Below are 20,108 nucleotides of genomic sequence, written 5' to 3' on the forward strand. Positions count from 1 at the left end.
ACATCAAAACTTTTAAACAAAGAACTAACTCTTTTGGATTACAAACAGTTAGTAGAAAAAAACCGGCCTGATTTGCCGGTTTTTCAATTGCGCAACGTGCGTTGGCAGGAGAAATTATCCGCGACGGGCTTTCACCGCATTCGACAACTGACGCAGCAGCGCATCCGTATCTTCCCAGCCGATGCAGGCGTCGGTAACGCTCTTACCGTAGGTCAGCGGTTCGCCGCTTTCCAGGCTCTGATTACCTTCCACCAGATGGCTTTCCACCATCACGCCAATGATCGCGTTTTCGCCACGCGCAATCTGCTGGCAAACATCCGCACAAACGTCCATCTGCTTTTTAAACTGTTTGGAGGAGTTCGCATGGCTGAAATCGATCATAACCTGCGGCGCAAGCCCCGCTTTAGCAAGACCTTCTTTTACTTCTGCCACATGTTGCGCGCTGTAGTTTGGCTCTTTGCCTCCACGCAGAATAATGTGGCAGTCGCCGTTGCCGCTGGTATTCACAATGGCGGAGTGCCCCCACTTAGTGACGGAGAGGAAGCAGTGAGGCGCACCGGCGGCATTGATGGCGTCAATCGCCACTTTGATGGTGCCGTCGGTGCCATTTTTAAAGCCGACCGGGCAGGAAAGACCGGAGGCCAGCTCGCGGTGTACCTGAGACTCCGTGGTACGTGCGCCAATCGCGCCCCAGCTCATCAGATCCGCCAGATATTGCGGGGTAATCATATCAAGGAACTCACCCGCAGCGGGTAATCCGCTGTCGTTAATGTCGAGCAATAGCTTGCGGGCAATACGCAGACCATCGTTAATCTGGAAGCTGTTATCCATATGCGGATCGTTGATCAGCCCTTTCCAGCCCACCGTGGTGCGCGGTTTTTCAAAATAGACGCGCATGACAATTTCAAGCTCGCCTTTTAGCTCTTCACGCAGCGTCATTAAACGAGCGGCATACTCTTTGGCGGCAACCGGATCATGAATTGAGCACGGCCCAATCACCACCAGCAGGCGATCGTCATTCCCTTTCAGGATTTTATGAATCGCTTTGCGGGCATGGGCAACGGTGTTTGCTGCATTCTCTGTAGCGGGAAATTTTTCAAGGAGTGCGACTGGCGGTAATAACTCGTTGATCTCTTTAATACGTAAATCGTCGTTCTGATAATTCATGATTATTCCAGTGTTGCCATACTTATCTAATTAAATGCAATCCCTTCAATCTATCTCTTTGGCTAAAAAGTGTAAACTGACTTTTACACTTCGAACGGACTAATCCTGGAATTAGGAAAAAAAAACGCCAGAAAGTAGCGAAAAACGAGATCTAACCTACAATTTTTAACTGCAAACACTATTTTTGTGAGTTTTTTCAAGATTCTCTGCTGGGCTAAATCGCCAGTGCGGGATCTTTAACCCCTCTCTGAGATTTTACTGGCACATGCACTGTTGGAAGAGTTATCCGACATATCGACCATAACAGGAGCATCTTATGAAAATGACAAAACTGGCCACACTTTTTCTTACTGCCATACTCAGCCTTGCCAGTGGCGCAGCGTTGGCCGCTGACGCGAATACGCAGTCCAACAACGGACAGGCAAACTCTTCGGCGGATGCCGGACAGGTCGCCCCTGACGCCCGCGAAAACATCGCGCCAAACAATGTGGACAACAGCCAGATTAATTCCGGCGGCACCATGCTTCACCCGGATGGCTCATCAATGAACCACGACGACATGACCTCCGATGAAGTGCATAAAAACACCATGTGTAAGGACGGCCGCTGCCCGGACGTGAATAAGAAAGTGGAGACCGGCGACGGCATCAACAACGACGTTGATACTAAAACCGATGGCACCACGCAGTAAGCCTGAAAAAAGGCCAGGTAACGGGAGAGCTGACGCTCTCCTTTTTATTTTGTCAGCCCAAAACTTGTATGATGTCATACAGTAATAATGAAAATAACAAAGGGATGACACGATGGCACATTCACACTCTCATACTGCTTCGCATCTGCCGGAAGATAAGAACGCCCGTCGGTTGCTGTTCGCATTTTGTGTCACCGCCGGATTTATGCTGGTTGAAGTGGTGGGCGGCATTCTTTCAGGATCGCTGGCGCTGCTGGCCGACGCCGGGCATATGCTTACCGATGCCGCAGCCCTGTTGTTCGCTCTGATGGCCGTACAGTTTTCCCGTCGTCCTCCAACCATTCGCCACACTTTCGGCTGGCTGAGGCTGACAACGCTGGCCGCGTTTGTTAACGCCATCGCATTAGTGGTGATTACCCTTTTAATCGTCTGGGAAGCCATTCAGCGCTTCTATACGCCACGACCTGTCGCAGGCGGCATGATGATGACTATCGCAGTGGCGGGCTTGCTCGCCAACGTGTTCGCGTTCTGGCTCCTGCACCGGGGGAATGAAGAAAAAAACCTCAATGTGCGTGCCGCCGCGCTGCATGTGATGGGGGATTTACTGGGATCGGTCGGCGCCATTTTTGCCGCACTGATTATCATCTGGACAGGCTGGACGCCAGCGGACCCGATTCTCTCGATCCTGGTTTCCATACTGGTGTTACGCAGCGCCTGGCGTCTGTTAAAAGACAGCGTAAATGAATTACTGGAAGGCGCGCCGGTTTCGCTGGATATCGCGGCGTTGCGTCGCCATCTCAGCCGGGATATTCCCGAAGTACGCAATGTGCATCACGTCCATGTCTGGATGATAGGAGAAAAACCCGTGATGACGCTGCATGTGCAGGTGATCCCGCCGCACGATCATGACGCGTTGCTGGCGCGCATCCAGCATTTCCTGATTCACCATTACCAGATTGAGCACGCCACCATTCAGATGGAATATCAGCCGTGCAACGGGCCGGACTGCCACCTGAATCAGGGGCTATCCGGCCATTCGCATCATCACCACTAACTGGAAAGCGCGTGTGAGCCTCGTTCGCGCGCGCTGTTGATCCACATCCGGCTGCCATTCAGGGCGATGAAGGTCAGGATCAGATACTCCAGCGACATCGCATAGACGCCTTGCAGTGCGAAGATCACCACGCTTATCACGTTGATAATCACCCACAGCAGCCAGTTTTCGACATACTTGCGCGTCATCAGGATCATCGCCACAATCGACAGCACCATCATGCAGGAGTCCCAGAACGGGAAGGCATCAGGCTGCAATTCCGGTACGGCGACCGACAATCCCAGCGCCTGCATCAGGTTGACGGCGACGCGAGTCAGGAAAGCAAATACCGGATCGATATACGCGGTCATCAGACCTATCGCCACCACGCATACCGCCAGCCAGGCCAGCGCTTTTGGCAGCGGCAGCCAGCGAATTTTCAATTCAATCTCATGCTGGCTTGTTTTGCGGGACCAGGCATACCAGCCGTAAATATTGGCGGCAAAGAAAAATACCTGAAGCAACAGGCTGGCGTAGAGTTGGATCTGAAAAAAGATGATCGCGAATAGCGTCACGTTAATCAGGCCGAAAAAATAGTTGCTGATCTTTTCCAGGCTGGCAAGCCCGATACACAGCAACCCCGCAACGGTGCCAACAGCTTCAATCCATGACAGGTCGTAACCGCCAGCGCCAATTGGAATATGAACCAGAATGTTCTGTGTGCTAAAAAAATCCATCTTTCCCCCAGAGCGTTTTATGTTTTACGCTCGTAGTGTAGCCGCAAATTCCAGCATACGGTTGAGCGGCAGCAGCGCCCCTTCTCGCAACGCCTGGTCAACGTGAATCTCATGGGCCTGCCCGCCCTGCTCTAACCCCTCAGCAATTGCCTTAAGGCCGTTCATCGCCATCCACGGACAATGCGCGCAGCTACGGCAGGTCGCCCCTTCTCCGGCTGTCGGCGCTTCAAGCAACTCTTTATCAGGCACCGCCTGCTGCATTTTATAGAAAATGCCCCGGTCGGTCGCCACAATAAGCTGCTTATGCGGCAGCGTGCGGGCGGCATTAATCAGCTGGCTGGTAGACCCGACGGCATCCGCCATATCGACAATCGATTGTGGCGACTCAGGATGCACCAGCACGGCGGCATCCGGGTACAAACCTTTCATCCGGGTCAACGCCTGGGTTTTAAATTCATCATGAACGATACAGGCCCCCTGCCAGCAGAGCACATCCGCGCCGGTCTGCTTTTGCACGTAATTTCCCAGGTGACGATCCGGCGCCCAGATAATTTTCTCGCCCAGACTGTCCAGATGTTCAATCAGTTCAACGGCGATACTGGAGGTAACAACCCAGTCAGCGCGGGCTTTGACGGCAGCAGACGTGTTGGCGTAAACCACTACCGTGCGATCCGGGTGGGCGTCGCAAAACGCGCTAAATTCGTCAATCGGACAGCCCAGATCCAGCGAGCATTCCGCCTGTAGAGTCGGCATCAGGATGGTTTTTTCCGGGCTGAGAATTTTGGCCGTCTCGCCCATAAAACGGACGCCAGCGACCAGCAACGTGGAGGCAGGATGTTTCGCGCCAAATCGCGCCATCTCCAGCGAGTCGGAAATGCATCCTCCGGTTTCTTCAGCCAGTTGCTGAATTTCGGGATCGGTGTAATAGTGCGCCACCATGACGGCATCGCGCGCTTTCAGCAGACGTTTGATTTTCTCGCGGTAGAATTGCTTTTCATCCACGCTTAGCGGGGTCGGTTTCGGCGGAAACGGATAGATTGCGGCTTCCGGGTCAAACATTACGCTCATCATGCTTTCTCGTTTTACTGGCTTAACGAAATAACCGATATAAAGCGTAACCCACGCCACAATCGGTTAAATTTGTTTTATATGCTAAACAAGATAGCCGATTGGTTGGCAAAAGTCACAACAATTGCGCTTGATAATGCCGGATGGCGGCGCAAGCGCCTTATCCGGCCTACGGGTCGCCGACTGACGTCTTATCCGACCTGAACGAGTGTATCGCTGTAGGCCTGATAAGCGCAGCGCCATCAGGCACAAATTCTGCGCATAGCAAAAAGGCGCCTTTAGGGCGCCTTTTTACATTGGTGGGTCGTGCAGGATGACTCGGCTTCGCCTCGCCCTTCGGGCCGTTGCTGACGCAACGTTATCCTTCACGTTTAACATCTGAGTGCAATGTTAAAATTGGTGGGTCGTGCAGGATTCGAACCTGCGACCAATTGATTAAAAGTCAACTGCTCTACCAACTGAGCTAACGACCCCTTGCGGGATTTTACTGCTTAATCATTCAGGATGGTGGGTCGTGCAGGATTCGAACCTGCGACCAATTGATTAAAAGTCAACTGCTCTACCAACTGAGCTAACGACCCATACGGGTGTTACCTGAAAGATTTTACTCGGCACCAATTTAAAATTGGTGGGTCGTGCAGGATGACTCGGCTTCGCCTCGCCCTTCGGGCCGTTGCTGATGCAACGTTATCCTTCACGCTTAACATCTGAGTGTGATGCTAAAACTGGTGGGTCGTGCAGGATTCGAACCTGCGACCAATTGATTAAAAGTCAACTGCTCTACCAACTGAGCTAACGACCCGAGTGGTGGGTGATGACGGGATCGAACCGCCGACCCCCTCCTTGTAAGGGAGGTGCTCTCCCAGCTGAGCTAATCACCCGATACTACGCTGGATACTGCTTACTAACTAAATTAGTGGTGGGTCGTGCAGGATTCGAACCTGCGACCAATTGATTAAAAGTCAACTGCTCTACCAACTGAGCTAACGACCCACTTTTGCGCTGCTTTCGGTTTGTTTGATATCCCCTGGCAACGGCGGCATATATTACTGATTTCAGATTTCAGCGCAACAAAAATTTCGATGTAGATCACTCAACTGCTTAGGAATCGCACGACGAGACCAGAAATAACGCGATTTCTGGTCACGTGGTGTGCATTACATCGCGTTAAGACGTTTTTGCGCTTGTTTTGCGCCATCAGTGCCAGGGTATTTACTGATAACCTGCTGATAAACCGCTTTGGCTTTTGCCGCGTCGCCTTTGTCCTGCATGATGACGCCGACTTTGTACATCGCGTCAGCCGCTTTTGGTGACTTCGGGTAGTTTTTGACTACCGAGGCAAAATAAAATGCGGCATCATCTTTTTTACCCTTGTTGTAATTCAACTGGCCAAGCCAGTAATTGGCATTCGGCTGATAAGTTGAGTCCGGGTATTTTTTGATGAAGTTCTGAAACGCCACAATCGCATCATCCTGGCGGGACTTATCCTGCACCAGAGCAATTGCCGCATTGTAATCGGTATTGGCGTCTCCGCTTTGTACCGGCGCGCCTGACGTCGCCGCACCCGCGCCAGGCGCAGGTGTTGCGGTTGCCGCCCCGCTTTGCTCGCCGCCCGCCGACGGCGTCGCTGCGCTACCGCTGCTCAGACTGTCCATCTGTAGCAGGATCTGCTTCTGCCGTTCAACAACCTGATTCAACTGATACTGGCTTTCCTGGATTTGACCACGCAGGGAATCAATATCGGACTGATTATCAGAGAGTTGTTGCTGGAGTTGGGTTAAAAGCTGGCTGTGAGCATTCGAAATACGCTCGAGTTGAGTGACGCGGTCTTCGACCGAGCCTGAGCCGACACTACTGATTGGCGCCTGAGCAAAAGCGGCCCAGGGGGCCGCTATGCCAACCAGTAACGACAGACTCAACAGGTGATGTCTGAAGTTACTGCTCATGCAATTCTCTTAGTAAACCAGTACGGCGCGACGGTTTTTAGCGTAAGCCGCTTCGTCGTGACCCAGTACTGCGGGTTTTTCTTTACCGTAAGAAACGATGGAGATCTGGTCAGCAGAAACGCCTTTACCCTGCAAGTACATCTTAACAGCGTTAGCACGGCGTTCGCCCAGGGAGATGTTGTACTCAGGAGTACCACGTTCGTCCGCATGACCTTCTACGGTGACTTTGTAAGACGGGTTGCTACGCAGGAAGTTAGCGTGCGCATCCAGCATTGCCGCGAAGTCAGAACGGATATCGTACTTGTCCAGATCGAAGTAAACGATGTTGTTCTGCTGCAATTGCTGCATCTGCAAACGCGCTTGCTCTTCAGAAGACATGTTGCCGCTGCCGTTCGCATCCATACCAGTGCCTGCACCCAGCATGCCTTCGCTGCCGTCATTGCTGGCGTTCTTGTTGGAAGAACATGCAGCAATTGCCATAACAGGCAGAGCGATCATCAGCCCTTTCAGCACTTTGTTCAGTTGCATTTCAATGATTCCTTTACTAATCAATTAATTATTATCACAGATACGGCGACCAGGCAGGGAATTTAACCTGACCATCGGTTGCCGGAAGACGCGCCTTGAAACGCCCATCTGTAGAAACCAAATTCAGCACGGATCCCATCCCCTGAGAAGAGCTGTAGATTACCATAGTGCCGTTAGGTGCCAGACTTGGCGTTTCATCCAGGAACGTTGACGACAGAACCTGTACGCCACCCGCTACCAGATCTTGTTTGGCAATGTGCTGCTGACCATTCGCCGAGCTTACCATTACCATAAATTTACCGTCGCTGCTCACATCCGCATCCTGGTTTTGCGAACCTTCCCAGGTGATACGCTGCGGAGCACCGCCGTTCACGTTAACTTTATACACCTGCGGACGACCGGCCTGGTCAGAGGTAAAGGCCAGGTTCTGGCTGTCCGGGAACCACGTTGGTTCGGTGTTGTTGCTGCGACCATCCGTCACCTGACGAATCTGACCAGAACCAATGTCCATCACATACAGGTTCAGGCTACCGGTTTTAGACAACGCAAACGCCAGTTTGCTGCCATCCGGCGAGAACGCAGGCGCGCCGTTGTGACGCGGGAACGACGCAACCTGACGCACAGCCCCGTTAGCCAGCGTCTGGATAACCAGCGCGGAACGACCGCTTTCGAAGGTCACGTAGGCCAGTTTAGAGCCGTCAGGAGACCACGCCGGAGACATCAGCGGCTGCGGAGAACGGTGAACCACGAACTGGTTGTAACCATCGTAGTCAGACACGCGCAACTCATACGGGAACTGGCCGCCGTTAGTCTGCACAACGTAAGCGATACGGGTGCGGAATGCGCCCTTGATGCCGGTCAGCTTCTCAAACACTTCATCACTTGCAGTATGGCCAGCATAACGCAGCCACTGCTTGTTCACTTTGTAAGAGTTCTGCGCCAGTACAGTACCCGGTGCGCCGCCGGTGTCAACCAGCTGATAAGCAACATTGTAGGAACCGTCAGGATTCGGAGTCACCTGGCCGACAACAACCGCATCAATACCCAGCGCAGACCATGCCGCCGGCTGAACTTCTTGCGCCGTACCCGGCTGCTGCGGCAGACGAGAACGATCCAACGGATTGAATTTACCGCTGTTGCGCAGGTCAGCGCCAACGATGCCGCCAATATCTTCAGGCGCAGCTCCCGGCCCTGCCCACTGGAATGGCACAACGCCAATCGGGCGCGCCGAGTCCACCCCCTGGGTGATCTCGATACGTACTTCTGCGTGCAGCACCGCTGCCCACAGCATTAAGAAACCAAATGCTACTCGTAATGCCTGCTTCATCATATCTCCCTTATCCGGGCGGAAAGCCCACGATAATTTAGCAGAATGTTAACAAACTCAAATACACAAAACTACCAGAACCCAGCGACTCCCGTAGCGTTTCTTTCCCCGCCGTGACGGGGAAAGTTTAGCTTACGGTTTAAAGTCCAGAGGTGCGTTTTTAAACACTTCGTATACCGCCTGGCTTGGTGGTTTTGGAATCTTCGCCTGTCGGGCCGCAGCAAGCGCTGCCTGACAAAGCGCGGGATCGCCACCTTCAGACTGAATATCCAGCAACAGGCCGTCTGGCGCCAGTTTTATACGCAGCGTACAGGTTTTACCTGCATAGGACGATGCGTCGTAAAACTTACTTTCAATGGCCGATTTAATCTGCCCGGCATAGTTGCTGATATCCGCGCCTGATGCGCCATTGTTTTTAGTATTACCACTCCCCGCAGGAGAAGCATTGCTTCCTGCCGCTCCGCCACCGGTTTTCGGCGCATTCTTACCGGAGCTTAAATCGCCCAACAGGTCGTCGACGCCAGATGCGGCAGCGGCTTTTTCGGCTGCGGCTTTCTTCGCGGCAGCCGCTTTATCTGCCGCAGCTTTCTTATCGGCAGCAGCCTTCTCAGCAGCAGCTTTTTTTGCTGCTGCCGCTTTCTCAGCGGCGGCTTTGTCGGCGGCAGCTTTCTTCTCTGCGGCCGCTTTTTCAGCAGCAGCCTTTTCTGCTGCGGCTTTCTTCGCGGCCTCTGCCTGAGCCTGCTTAGCCGCCTCGGCTTCCGCTTTTTTCTTCGCGTCGGCGGCGGCTTTTGCCGCTTCAGCTTCGGCTTTCTTCTTCGCATCAGCAGCCGCTTTTACCGCTTCAGCTTCCGCTTTCTTCTGCGCTTCCGCCGCTGCTTTAGCCTGCGCGTCCGCTTTCGCTTTCGCATCCGCTGCGGCTTTCGCCGCCGCTTCTTCAGCCTGTTTCTGCTGCTCCTGCGCTTTCTTCGCGGCCGCTTCCGCTTGTTTCTGCTGTTCCGCCTGCTCGCGCGCCTGTTCCTGCGCGGCTAAACGTTCTTTCTCAAGTTGCTTCAGTCGTTCCTGTTCAGCCGCCTGCTTCTCGCGAAGCTCTTCAGCTTGCTGCTGCGCCTGTTTCTCACGCTGTTCCGCCGCACGCTTCGCGCTCGCCTGTTGCTGCTGCTGACGATCGTACTGCTGAACAACTGCGCCGGGATCGACCATGACGGCGTCGATGGAAGAACCACCGCCGCCCCCGGCTGAAGCCTCTATATGCTCATCGAACGAACTCCAGATCAGCACTGCAAATAAGATGACATGCAGTACCGCTGAAATAATTATCGCCCGTTTGAGCTTGTCGTTTTGTTCGGTTGCCTTTGACACTCTCGGTTCCCAAAAACTGTGCGCCTGTTACTTGCTATCTTTACGTCCCGGAGACGCAGAAGATCAGATAGGCTGCGTCATCAAGCCAACCGATTTCACGCCCGCACTGTGTAACAAGTTCAGCGCTTTAATTATTTCATCGTAAGGCACGTCTTTCGCGCCACCGATTAAGAAGACCGTTTTCGGATTGGACTCCAGGCGACTTTTCGCTTCGGCAATAACCTGCTCTGGCGGCAACTGATCCATCCTGTCTTTCTCAACCACCACGCTGTATTGCCCAATACCGGAAACTTCAATAATGACCGGCGGATCGTCATTGGTGCTGACGGCCTGCGACTCGGTCGCGTCCGGCAGATCGACTTCCACACTCTGGGTAATGATCGGCGCCGTCGCCATGAAAATCAGCAGCAGCACCAACAGTACGTCGAGCAACGGTACAATGTTGATTTCGGACTTGAGATCGCGACGACCTCGTCCACGCGTTCTGGCCATGGCTTACCCCTTGTTGCTCTCGCTACTGGTAAACGCCTGACGGTGCAGAATGGCGGTGAACTCTTCCATAAAGTTGTCGTAATTCAGTTCCAGCTTGTTCACGCGCTGATTCAGACGGTTGTAGGCCATAACCGCTGGAATCGCCGCAAACAGACCGATAGCCGTTGCAATCAGCGCTTCCGCGATACCCGGCGCCACCATTTGCAGCGTCGCCTGTTTCACCGCACCGAGGGCGATAAACGCGTGCATAATCCCCCATACCGTACCAAACAGACCAATATACGGACTGATGGAACCCACGGTGCCGAGGAAAGGAATGTGCGTCTCTAATGTTTCCAGCTCACGGTTCATGGAGATACGCATCGCACGGGACGCCCCCTCAACAACCGCTTCCGGCGCATGGTTGTTTGCACGATGCAGTCGCACAAACTCTTTGAACCCGCTATAGAAGATTTGTTCCGAACCCGCGAGGCTATCACGACGCCCCTGGCTCTCCTGATACAGGCGAGACAGTTCGATTCCAGACCAGAATTTATCTTCGAACGCTTCCGCTTCGCGCGCCGCAGCGTTAAGAATACGAGTCCGCTGGATGATGATAGCCCAGGATGCGATTGAAAAACCAATCAAAATCAACATGATAAGTTTAACCAGAAGGCTTGCCTTCAGGAACAAATCAAGGATATTCATGTCAGTCACTGCTTAAACTCCGCGACAATAGACTTGGGAAGCGCACGAGGCTTCATTTTGAGTGGATCAACGCAAACAATCAGAACTTCCGCTTCGTTGAGCACGTTGTTCTCTGCGTTGACAATGCGTTGCGTGAAAACCAAAGAGGTGCCACGCATTGACGTAATTTCAGTTTGGACTTCGAGCATATCGTCGAGTCGCGCAGGCGCATAATATTCCAGCGTCATTTTACGCACCACGAAGGCAACCCGTTCAGCCAACAGCACCTGCTGACTGAAGTGATGATGACGCAGCATCTCTGTGCGTGCTCTTTCATAAAAAGCGACGTAACTGGCGTGGTAAACCACACCACCGGCGTCGGTATCCTCATAATAGACACGAACCGGCCATCGAAATATATTCACTGTACATCCCGGTAATGCAAAAAAAGTTAACGCTTTTAAACGTTGCTACTATACGCGCGCGGATGAGGCTTGGGAATGGGGGGAAGTTAAGGGAGAGTAAAAATTTATGGGCTTATGAAAACCCATAAATTTTTAAGGATACTTCTTATTCAAAAGAAGAAGAAAATCAGACCAACAATAAGCACGATATCGGCGAGCAGCGGGCAAAAGATCCCCTGCCAGTGAACGGCGCGAGGACGAAATCCTACGCCATGAATCACGCCCGTACAGACGGCCCACATCAGCAGAAAACCATGCCAGATTTCCAGCTCGCTTGTTTTCGCCGCGAAACGCGTCGGGTCCCAGAAGATGCAGCCTGCCAACACTAACGCCAGCATAAAGGAAAGCGCCCGTAATGGGCGCTTATCCATTACCGCATACAACGTTGCGATAATACTGGTCATTAGCTGTCTTCTTGTCCGGCTTTACCTGATTCTACGTGCTCAAGCGCCAGCGCAGTGATTATCCCAAATGCACAGGCAAGAAGCGTTCCCAGAATCCATGCGAAATACCACATTTTTAGCTCCTTACTTAGTACAGAGAGTGGGTGTTGCTTTCAATATGTTCTTTAGTGATGCGGCCGAACATTTTCCAGTAACACCAGCTGGTGTAGATCAGAATGATCGGTACAAACACCAACGCAACCCAGGTCATCAGGTTCAGCGTTCTCTGGCTGGAGGTCGCATCCCACATGGTCAGGCTCGCATTCATCATGGTGCTGGAAGGCATCACAAACGGGAACATTGCGATACCGGCAGTCAGGATGATGCAGGCCAGGGTCAGAGAAGAGAACAGGAATGCCCATGCTCCTTTCTCCATACGGGAGGTCAGGATAGTCAGCAGCGGCAGAACCACGCCCAGCGCCGGAACCAGCCACAGGATCGGCGTACTGTTGAAGTTCACCATCCACGCACCGGCTTCACGCGCGACTTCTTTGGTCAGCGGGTTAGATGCGGCGTGATGATCCATCGCGGAAGTCACGACATAACCATCAATACCGTAAACCACCCATACGCCCGCCAGCGCGAAGCACACCAGCGTAACCAGCGCGGCTACCTGTGCCGTCGTGCGGGAACGCAGGTGCAGCTCACCCACGGTACGCATTTGCAGATAGGTCGCGCCCTGGGTAATGATCATCCCTACGCTGACGATACCTGCCAGCAGGCCAAACGGGTTCAGCAACTGGAAGAAGTTACCGGTGTAGTACAGACGCAGATACTCGTCGATATGGAACGGTACGCCCTGTAACAGGTTGCCGAACGCCACGCCGATAACCAGCGGCGGCACAAAGCTCCCCACGAAGATGCCCCAGTCCCACATGTTGCGCCAGCGGGTGTCTTCAATCTTGGAACGGTAGTCAAAACCGACCGGACGGAAGAACAAGGACGCCAGCACGAGGATCATCGCCACATAGAAACCAGAAAACGCCGCAGCGTAAACCATCGGCCAGGCGGCGAACAGCGCGCCACCGGCGGTGATCAGCCACACCTGGTTACCGTCCCAGTGCGGGGCGATGGAGTTGATCATAATTCGACGCTCGGTGTCGTTACGACCGAGGAAACGGGTGAGCATGCCCACCCCCATGTCGAAGCCATCGGTAACCGCAAAACCGATCAGCAGAATGCCAACCAGCAGCCACCAGATAAAACGCAATACTTCATAATCGATCATTTGACGACTCCTGTCTTAGCGTGCCGGCTGAGAGGCCACATTGGGCTGCTCAAAGTGATAGCGACCGGTTTTCAGGCTGCTTGGGCCACGGCGTGCAAACTTGAACATTAAGTACAGCTCCGCCACCAGGAACAGGGTATACAGGCCGCAAATCAGGATCATGGAGAACAGCAGGTCACCGACCGTCAGTGACGAGTTCGCCACGGCGGTTGGCAGCACCTCACCGATCGCCCACGGCTGACGACCATATTCGGCAACGAACCAGCCTGCTTCTACAGCAATCCACGGCAGCGGGATGCCGTACAGCGCCGCGCGCAGCAGCCATTTTTTCTCACCGATGCGGTTACGAATGACGCTCCAGAAGGAGAGCGCGATGATCGCCAGCAGCAGGAAGCCGCACGCAACCATGATACGGAACGCAAAGTACAGCGGCGCAACGCGTGGGATGGAGTCTTTGGTCGCCATCTCAATTTGCGCTTCGGTCGCGTCAGTGACGTTCGGCGTATAGCGTTTAAGCAGCAGACCGTAGCCCAGATCTTTCTTCACGTTATTGAACTGGTCGCGAACGGCCTGGTCGGTAGAACCGGCACGCAGTTCTTCCAGCAGCGCGTAGGCTTTCATCCCGCTACGGATACGTTCTTCATGCTGCACCATCAGGTCTTTCAGACCGATGACCGGCGTATCGACGGAGCGAGTCGCGATAATACCCAGCGCGTAAGGGATCTGGATAGCCAGTTTGTTTTCCTGCGTCTCCTGATCCGGGATACCGAACAGGGTGAAGGAAGCAGGCGCTGGCTGGGTTTCCCATTCCGCTTCAATCGCGGCGAGTTTGGTTTTCTGCACGTCGCCCATTTCGTAGCCGGATTCGTCACCCAGCACGATAACAGACAGCACAGCAGCCATACCGAAGCTGGCGGCGATAGCAAAGGAGCGTTTAGCGAACGCGATGTCGCGGCCTTTCAGCAGGTAGTAAGCACTGATACCGAGGATGAACATTGCACCGGTCACATAGCCAGACGCCACAGTGTGAACGAATTTCACCTGCGCAACCGGGTTAAGCACCAGTTCGGAGAAGCTCACCATCTCCATACGCATGGTTTCGAAGTTGAAATCCGATGCGATAGGGTTCTGCATCCAGCCGTTCGCCACAAGTATCCACAGCGCAGACAGGTTGGAACCCAGCGCCACCAGCCAGGTAACACACATATGCTGGACTTTACCCAGACGGTCCCAGCCAAAGAAGAACAGACCTACAAAGGTGGATTCGAGGAAGAAGGCCATCAAACCTTCGATTGCCAGAGGCGCACCGAAGATATCCCCTACATAGTGGGAATAGTAAGACCAGTTAGTCCCGAACTGGAACTCCATGGTCAGACCGGTAGCCACACCCAGAGCGAAGTTGATACCAAACAACTTGCCCCAGAACTTGGTCATATCTTTATAAATCTGTTTGCCGGAAAGGACGTATACCGTTTCCATAATGGCCAGCAGGAACGCCATACCGAGCGTCAGCGGCACAAACAGGAAGTGGTACATCGCGGTCAAGGCAAACTGTAAGCGCGACAGTTCGACTATATCTAACATCATGACTCCTTGCTCATCGCATGAAGACTCCGAGAGTGAACCCCGTTAGAAAGGGTCACACGCATGCCCCAATAAAATTTATTTGCTCCCCTTCACCGTTGCCGTTTCATCATCAGAGGAAACAGCAATGATAAAAAGTTACAAACATGTTAATAAAAATCCTAAATTGATCCCGCAAATATATTACGCCGTAAAATCCCTACAATAAACAGGTTTTTATTGAGTCAAATTTGCATTTTTCGACATTGATCAATTTATAGCTAATTTACCAGTTTCAGGCCAATTTGATCGGCGACAATTTATCGTGTTTTGACATCTTTTTCCAAGCATTAAACATTGATTTAAATCAAAAACACCAAAATTCGTTAACGGTGTATACAATGCGTAAACACAGTGAAAACAATGTTGCGCATATGTATCTCTGAGGGTGTTGGCGGTTATCTAATAGAAAGGTATATATAAAAAAACAGCATTTCATTTAACGTTATCATCGACGACATTCTTTTGCCGTCTGCAACTATTTAGCGTAGACGCTTCAGCGTAATTTTCCACAGGGTCAATTTGCCATGAAAATAATCACAAATATTTTACTTTTAACCCCATTGAAATTAACACCGGATTGTTATTATTCCGTTAACAATAAAGCCACGCTAAGCGTGGCTTTAATCTGTTTGTCTGAGATTCAGGCAAGCGTGTAGCTAAACGTTCGGGACTGCCCCGGCAGAAAGAGGCCAGCCCCACTTGTGCCCTCTCCTTTCGCAGGGCACGTCTGTTCATCCATCATGGTCTCTGTACATGCGCTAACGGCTCTGCCGAAGGCAACGGTGGCATCACATGAGGTTGTTTCGGACGGATTGTACAGGCGCAGGATGACATCATCGCGATCCTCTGCTTTTTTCAGCGCGCTTAACAGGCAGCCCACCGGCGACATCGTTAACAGGCTGTAATGTTCCGGTACGCAAACATCGGCCTTGTTGAGTTTCATCGCATCCCAGGGAATTTTGTTATAGCACTGAACAGGCGTCAGCCACGCCTTCGCCTGTTGCGCGACACCGGCGCTAAAAGGCATTCCGCTATAGCTGAACAGGCTAAACCGACTGCGCAGCATTCCGCGCATTTGTGAATCCGGCACCGCCATTTTGATGCCGGAAGGCCGCCCTGGCCGCAGCAGTAGATCCTCTTTCCCCAGCAGCCCCACCCCACGCAGGAGCGTTAAGGCGAACGTTTTCTTCCCTTCGCCGATAACTTCAAATTCACGTAATCCCTCCGTGAAAAGCGCAAGGCCATTTCTCTCTTCCTGAAGCGCCGCATAGTTCAGCATATTCCAGACCGGAACCGGCGCCTCTTTCCACCCCTCTTCCTGCCAGTTTTCCATCGCGCTGTCCTGTACCGGACGCGTCACTGCGCCAAACTGGGTGTCCGCCAGCACAACATCCGTCGTGAACGGCGTGGGGATTAACACCCGCACGCGGTGATCGTCAGCCTGATTATCCAGCGCCACCTCAACATCAATGCGTCTGCTGTTATGGCTCAGGGTGACGGCGATCTCCACGCCTAACGTTCCGTTGCGCTGCCGCGCGCTGCGTTCGGCAAGATTCGCCGGAACCGCCAGGGTATAGCGAATGACAACCCTGCTCTGCCACGCGTCATGAATCACTTCATATTCCGGTTTTGCCGTCGTCGAAGTAAGCAGCCACTCTTCTCTGGCGGGGGAGTAATCGTACTCATCGCCATCGTCTGACCCCTCTTCCAGCGCCAGTATGCGTTGATAACGCACGCCGCTGTCTTTATCGCGCAGGTTCAGCGTACCGTCATCATTCGCCGTAATCTGCCAGAACGCGTTCTCCAGCAGCGCGTCTGATGAAACCGTCGGGCTCACCACATTGCCCGCTGCGTTCGGTTCGATATAAAGCGTGCGATAGCCCATTGAAGGGATAATCTGCTGGATCTGGATATCAAATTCCATAAACGGCTCGTAGTTACCGTAATGCACAATCTGGCGGTCAATTAAACCGGGATCGATCTCCCGGGCCTGGCGAATGCAATAAGGAATGGTGTTGCCCCGATCATCCCGCAGAGAGAACTGGCTGGCGCGCAGGCGTACCGTGGTGTTAATTACCTCTTCACGCGGCCACGGCATCAGGTTAAACAGCACCAGTTTGTCGGCATCGCTCTGCGGCATGTTGTCGGCAATTTTGCGCTGATAAAAACAGATCAGGTTGTCGGCCATATCCTCAGCCAGCTCGAAACGGGACGCAATTTCGCGGTGTACTTTGTCACTGCAACAGCAGCCGATGCTGTCGTGGGCGTGATTCTTCAGAATCTCTTTCCACATTTTCTCCAGCAGGCCGTGGTGATACTCAAACCCCAGCGTCCAGGCCAGCGTCGCCAGCGGCTCAAGAATGTTGACGATTTTGTTCTCGATGCGCGCATGGGCGATTTTGATGTCCATCCGCGTCGAACCAATGGTGCGATGAACGCGCATATATTTGCCATCAATAAACTCGCCTTTCAGCGTGGCAAGCTGCTCGCGGCGGGCTTCTATGTGTTCAAACACCTCTTCAAAGCGGCTCATCACAAACTTACGCTGCGGGTAGATTTCGCGCAGTTTATCCATCACCGCAAAGATATTTTGCTGCAACGGCATCTGATCGTGGCCATTCGGCAGCAAAATTTCTTTGGTCAGCGACGCGCGCTCCAGCACATCGAAGTAGCTGTCAAGACGTTTACGCAGCCCGGCCTCGTCCTCCGGTAAGTACTTACCAATCGCGTAGCCCAGCGGCAGCACCTGCGCCGTCACTTCACTGCCATCCGCGCTTTGCCATAAAAATTCGGTTTTATCGGTGCCGTGGCGTTCCGAACAACCACGCCAGAACATGGCGCGGGTAATACCGAAACCGTTATAGATATGCGGAAGCTGCCCCGACATGCCGAACGAATCTGGCAGATAGCCAATTTTCATCGGTTCGCCAAACGCCAGGCAGTCGCGCATACCGTACATCAGATTACGCACGATCGACTCCCCGGATACCAGCGTGGTATCCGTTTGGGTATACCACGGGCCGATGATCAGTTTTCCGGCCTGCACCAGTTTTCTTACCCGCGCTTTATTTTCCGCTTTGACGGCGAAATAGTCCTCCAGCACCGCCGTCTGCCCGTCAAGGACATAGTATTTATACTCTGCATCCTGCTCCAGGCGGGTCAGGATCTCCTCCATATTGTTGACTAGCAAAATACGTGACGCTTCCGTGGTGAAATACCATTCACGATCCCAGTGCATGTGCGGCGTAATGTGAACGCGAGATACTGCTTTCATCTTCGTTTCCTGTTAGTTCGTTTATGGCAACACATTGTTAGTCAGATACTTGCCCTGCTTTACCGCATGACGACGCCAGAACAGCAGGATGGTGGTCGATATCGCTGTCCCCACTAACGCTGCGCCAAACCAGCCTGCGGCGGCGACGAAACCGCCGTATCCGGCGTCATGCAAAAGAAAGAGTGAGAAAATGCCTGCGCCCGGCGTCGAAAGACCAATGTTCATCGCGCCGACAATCGCGCCCGTCACCATTGACCCCAGAACAAAAGAACCGATAACCCGCAGCGGATCTTCAATCGCCATCGGGATTGCCCCTTCCGTAATGCCCGCCAGCCCCAGTAGCCAGGTCGACTTTCCTGTTTCGATCTCAAACTCTTTGAACAGCCTCGGCGCCAGCATCGTTGATGCCGTTACGGTGAAGGCGGACACCATTTTGACCGAGGCGAAAATGGCATACGGGCCGTAGACGCCGTTCGCCATCGCCCCAAGGCAGAACGCGTAAGACGCTTTATTGACCGGCCCGCCCAAATCGAAAGAACACATAAAGCCGAGAATCGCGCCAAGCAGCAGCGCATTGGCGCCGCTCAGCCCATTAAGCCAGGCGGTCAGCGCGTTGTTGATCCACGCAACGGGCTCGCCCACCACAAACAGCATCAGGCTGCCCGCGCCTAAGGTGCCGATGACCGGATACAGATAGAAGGTCAGGAAGCCGTTGAATTTGCTGCTCAGGCGAAGATGGTTTTTCACCCAGCGCATCAGATATCCGGCGATCAAGCCACCCGCGATCGCGCCGAGAAAGCCGGAGCCAATCATATTGGCGGCAAGGCCGGCGGCGAATCCGGGAGCCAGCGCGGGTTTATCCGCCAGCGAATAGGCGGTATAGGCGGCGAGCACCGGCACCATCAGGATGCCGAGCATCCCGCCGCCCAGCTTGCGGTACATCCACAGCCAGGAGTTCTCCTGATCGAAGAGATGCTGCAAGCCGAGCATTTGCGCCAGCAGCACCGACACGGCCAGTACGGTTCCCCCGGCGACAATCAGCGGCACGGCGAACGAGATGCCGCTCAACAGCGCCTGTTTTAACTCCGTTTTCAGACGCTTAGGCGCTGTCGTTTCCTGGTAAACCGCGCGATCGCCCTGCGCGGGCTCCAGCGCCAGCGCTTGTTGGATCAATGCTTCGGCGTGGCGGATAGGTTCGGCGACGGGCACCGACAGCGCAGGAATGCCCGCAAAGCGCTCACTCTCTTTTATCGCCACCTCTGCGGCGAAAATGCAGGCTTTTGCCGCGTTGAGCTGCTGAGCGGTAAGACGGCCTTCAATTCCGTTAGCGCCCTGCTTTTCCACATACACGTTCACGCCCAGTTTGCGTCCCGCTTTTTCCAGATACTCCGCCGCCATATAGGTGTGCGCAATCCCTGCCGGGCACGCCGTTACGCAAACGATGGTCGGCGCATCCCGTAAGGGCTGAAAAGCGCTTTCCTGATATTGGTCGTCCAGCGCCGACAGTAGCTCATCCGCCGTGGTCGCTGCCAGAATCCTTGCGCGGGTGTCATCATCCGCCAGTCGCGTGGTGAGTGCGGTCAGCAACTGCATATGGGTGCTTCCCGCTTCGCCTGGCGGAATGGCGAGCAGAAAAATCAGCGTCACCGCTTCCGGCCCGTCAACCCCTTCCCACATCATGGGTTCGCGCAGGGTGGCCACGGCAAATGCCGCTTCTTTAACCGCCGACGTTTTACCATGCGGCACCGCCAGCCCTTCTCCCAACGCCGTTGGCCCCTGGCTTTCACGCAAAAAGACTTCTTCAAGGTAAGCATCGGAATCTGAAATTTTCCCCAGTTGCACGAGCCGCTGGGTTAACGCGTGAATAGCCTCTTCACGACTGCCAAACCGGGCGTTCAGGCATAACGCATCGCGGTGGGTTAACGTCGTCAGGTTCATCATAGTCCTCACACTGTCATTGTATGTTTCAGAAATTGTGCCAGATGAAACAATACATTTATGTGATCATTTTCACTTACGCAAAATAATTTGTATTTAATTTGTATTGTTTACAAGAGCT

Annotated in this window: 18 protein-coding genes and 5 tRNA genes; 2 read left to right on the forward strand and 21 right to left on the reverse strand. The window is 53.4% G+C overall.

The window, feature by feature from the left end; all coding sequences use genetic code 11:
- Positions 1-114 precede the first annotated feature (114 nt).
- Positions 115-1,167, reverse strand: coding sequence for a 3-deoxy-7-phosphoheptulonate synthase AroG (aroG, locus tag OGY62_RS07050; RefSeq protein ID WP_012133235.1), 1,053 nt, complete (start codon positions 1,165-1,167; stop codon positions 115-117).
- A 316-nt stretch (positions 1,168-1,483) separates the two neighbouring features.
- Here aroG and OGY62_RS07055 point away from each other — a divergent pair, with 316 nt between their 5' ends.
- Together OGY62_RS07055 and zitB are read left to right on the forward strand one after the other, a co-directional pair.
- Positions 1,484-1,858 (forward strand): YbgS-like family protein, encoded by a 375-nt coding sequence (locus OGY62_RS07055; RefSeq protein WP_058668795.1) that lies wholly within the window; start codon positions 1,484-1,486, stop codon positions 1,856-1,858.
- A gap of 112 nt (positions 1,859-1,970) precedes the next feature.
- The gene (gene zitB / locus OGY62_RS07060) at positions 1,971-2,912 is read left to right on the forward strand and encodes a CDF family zinc transporter ZitB (RefSeq protein WP_047458052.1); all 942 of its coding nucleotides are present in this window, start codon (positions 1,971-1,973) and stop codon (positions 2,910-2,912) included.
- On the opposite strand, the gene pnuC is transcribed toward zitB, so the two are convergent.
- The 20 genes from pnuC to mngA all read right to left on the reverse strand — a co-directional run bounded on the left by pnuC (position 2,909) and on the right by mngA (position 19,987).
- Positions 2,909-3,628 (reverse strand): nicotinamide riboside transporter PnuC, encoded by a 720-nt coding sequence (pnuC, locus tag OGY62_RS07065; protein WP_047458055.1) that lies wholly within the window; start codon positions 3,626-3,628, stop codon positions 2,909-2,911. The two genes, zitB and pnuC, sit on opposite strands and share 4 nt — an antisense overlap.
- Positions 3,629-3,652: 24 nt before the next feature.
- A complete protein-coding gene (gene nadA, locus OGY62_RS07070) occupies positions 3,653-4,696 on the reverse strand; it encodes a quinolinate synthase NadA (RefSeq protein WP_115181832.1) in 1,044 nt (347 codons plus the stop codon).
- A gap of 397 nt (positions 4,697-5,093) precedes the next feature.
- A tRNA-Lys gene (locus OGY62_RS07075) sits at positions 5,094-5,169 on the reverse strand.
- A gap of 32 nt (positions 5,170-5,201) precedes the next feature.
- A tRNA-Lys gene (locus OGY62_RS07080) sits at positions 5,202-5,277 on the reverse strand.
- 145 nt (positions 5,278-5,422) lie between these two features.
- Positions 5,423-5,498 (reverse strand) — tRNA-Lys (locus OGY62_RS07085).
- Between the two features lie 3 nt (positions 5,499-5,501).
- Positions 5,502-5,577 (reverse strand) — tRNA-Val (locus OGY62_RS07090).
- A gap of 36 nt (positions 5,578-5,613) precedes the next feature.
- Positions 5,614-5,689 (reverse strand) — tRNA-Lys (locus OGY62_RS07095).
- Positions 5,690-5,853: 164 nt separating this feature from the next.
- Positions 5,854-6,642: a cell division protein CpoB gene (gene cpoB, locus OGY62_RS07100; protein ID WP_012133241.1), complete on the reverse strand. Its 789-nt coding sequence runs from the start codon at positions 6,640-6,642 to the stop codon at positions 5,854-5,856.
- Between the two features lie 9 nt (positions 6,643-6,651).
- On the reverse strand, positions 6,652-7,170 hold the full coding sequence (gene pal / locus OGY62_RS07105) for a peptidoglycan-associated lipoprotein Pal (protein ID WP_003022983.1): 519 nt from the start codon (positions 7,168-7,170) through the stop codon (positions 6,652-6,654).
- Positions 7,171-7,204: 34 nt separating this feature from the next.
- Positions 7,205-8,497, reverse strand: coding sequence for a Tol-Pal system beta propeller repeat protein TolB (tolB, locus tag OGY62_RS07110; protein ID WP_024130523.1), 1,293 nt, complete (start codon positions 8,495-8,497; stop codon positions 7,205-7,207).
- Between the two features lie 132 nt (positions 8,498-8,629).
- The gene (gene tolA / locus OGY62_RS07115; protein WP_047458058.1) at positions 8,630-9,856 is read right to left on the reverse strand and encodes a cell envelope integrity protein TolA; all 1,227 of its coding nucleotides are present in this window, start codon (positions 9,854-9,856) and stop codon (positions 8,630-8,632) included.
- Between the two features lie 63 nt (positions 9,857-9,919).
- On the reverse strand, positions 9,920-10,348 hold the full coding sequence (gene tolR, locus OGY62_RS07120; RefSeq protein WP_012133245.1) for a colicin uptake protein TolR: 429 nt from the start codon (positions 10,346-10,348) through the stop codon (positions 9,920-9,922).
- A gap of 3 nt (positions 10,349-10,351) precedes the next feature.
- Positions 10,352-11,044 carry a Tol-Pal system protein TolQ gene (gene tolQ / locus OGY62_RS07125; RefSeq protein WP_024130524.1) on the reverse strand — a complete coding sequence of 231 codons (693 nt, stop codon included), beginning with the start codon at positions 11,042-11,044 and terminating at the stop codon, positions 10,352-10,354.
- On the reverse strand, positions 11,041-11,439 hold the full coding sequence (gene ybgC / locus OGY62_RS07130; protein ID WP_012133247.1) for a tol-pal system-associated acyl-CoA thioesterase: 399 nt from the start codon (positions 11,437-11,439) through the stop codon (positions 11,041-11,043). The genes tolQ and ybgC overlap by 4 nt, the downstream gene beginning before the upstream one ends.
- A 149-nt stretch (positions 11,440-11,588) precedes the next feature.
- A complete protein-coding gene (ybgE, locus tag OGY62_RS07135) occupies positions 11,589-11,882 on the reverse strand; it encodes a cyd operon protein YbgE (RefSeq protein WP_012133248.1) in 294 nt (97 codons plus the stop codon).
- Positions 11,882-11,995 (reverse strand): cytochrome bd-I oxidase subunit CydX, encoded by a 114-nt coding sequence (cydX, locus tag OGY62_RS07140; RefSeq protein ID WP_003022970.1) that lies wholly within the window; start codon positions 11,993-11,995, stop codon positions 11,882-11,884. The genes ybgE and cydX overlap by 1 nt, the downstream gene beginning before the upstream one ends.
- 14 nt (positions 11,996-12,009) lie before the next feature.
- Entirely contained in the window at positions 12,010-13,149 is a 1,140-nt protein-coding gene (cydB, locus tag OGY62_RS07145) for a cytochrome d ubiquinol oxidase subunit II (protein WP_012133250.1), read from the reverse strand.
- A gap of 15 nt (positions 13,150-13,164) precedes the next feature.
- Complete coding sequence (gene cydA / locus OGY62_RS07150; RefSeq protein ID WP_024130525.1) at positions 13,165-14,733, reverse strand: cytochrome ubiquinol oxidase subunit I; 1,569 nt, start codon at positions 14,731-14,733, stop codon at positions 13,165-13,167.
- A gap of 682 nt (positions 14,734-15,415) precedes the next feature.
- Positions 15,416-18,049 carry a mannosylglycerate hydrolase gene (gene mngB / locus OGY62_RS07155; RefSeq protein ID WP_286459426.1) on the reverse strand — a complete coding sequence of 878 codons (2,634 nt, stop codon included), beginning with the start codon at positions 18,047-18,049 and terminating at the stop codon, positions 15,416-15,418.
- Between the two features lie 21 nt (positions 18,050-18,070).
- Complete coding sequence (gene mngA / locus OGY62_RS07160) at positions 18,071-19,987, reverse strand: PTS 2-O-a-mannosyl-D-glycerate transporter subunit IIABC (RefSeq protein ID WP_286459587.1); 1,917 nt, start codon at positions 19,985-19,987, stop codon at positions 18,071-18,073.
- Between the last annotated feature and the right edge of the window lie 121 nt (positions 19,988-20,108).

Origin of the sequence: Citrobacter sp. CK198, assembly GCF_030333295.1 — a bacterium.
Taxonomy (GTDB): domain Bacteria; phylum Pseudomonadota; class Gammaproteobacteria; order Enterobacterales; family Enterobacteriaceae; genus Citrobacter_B; species Citrobacter_B koseri.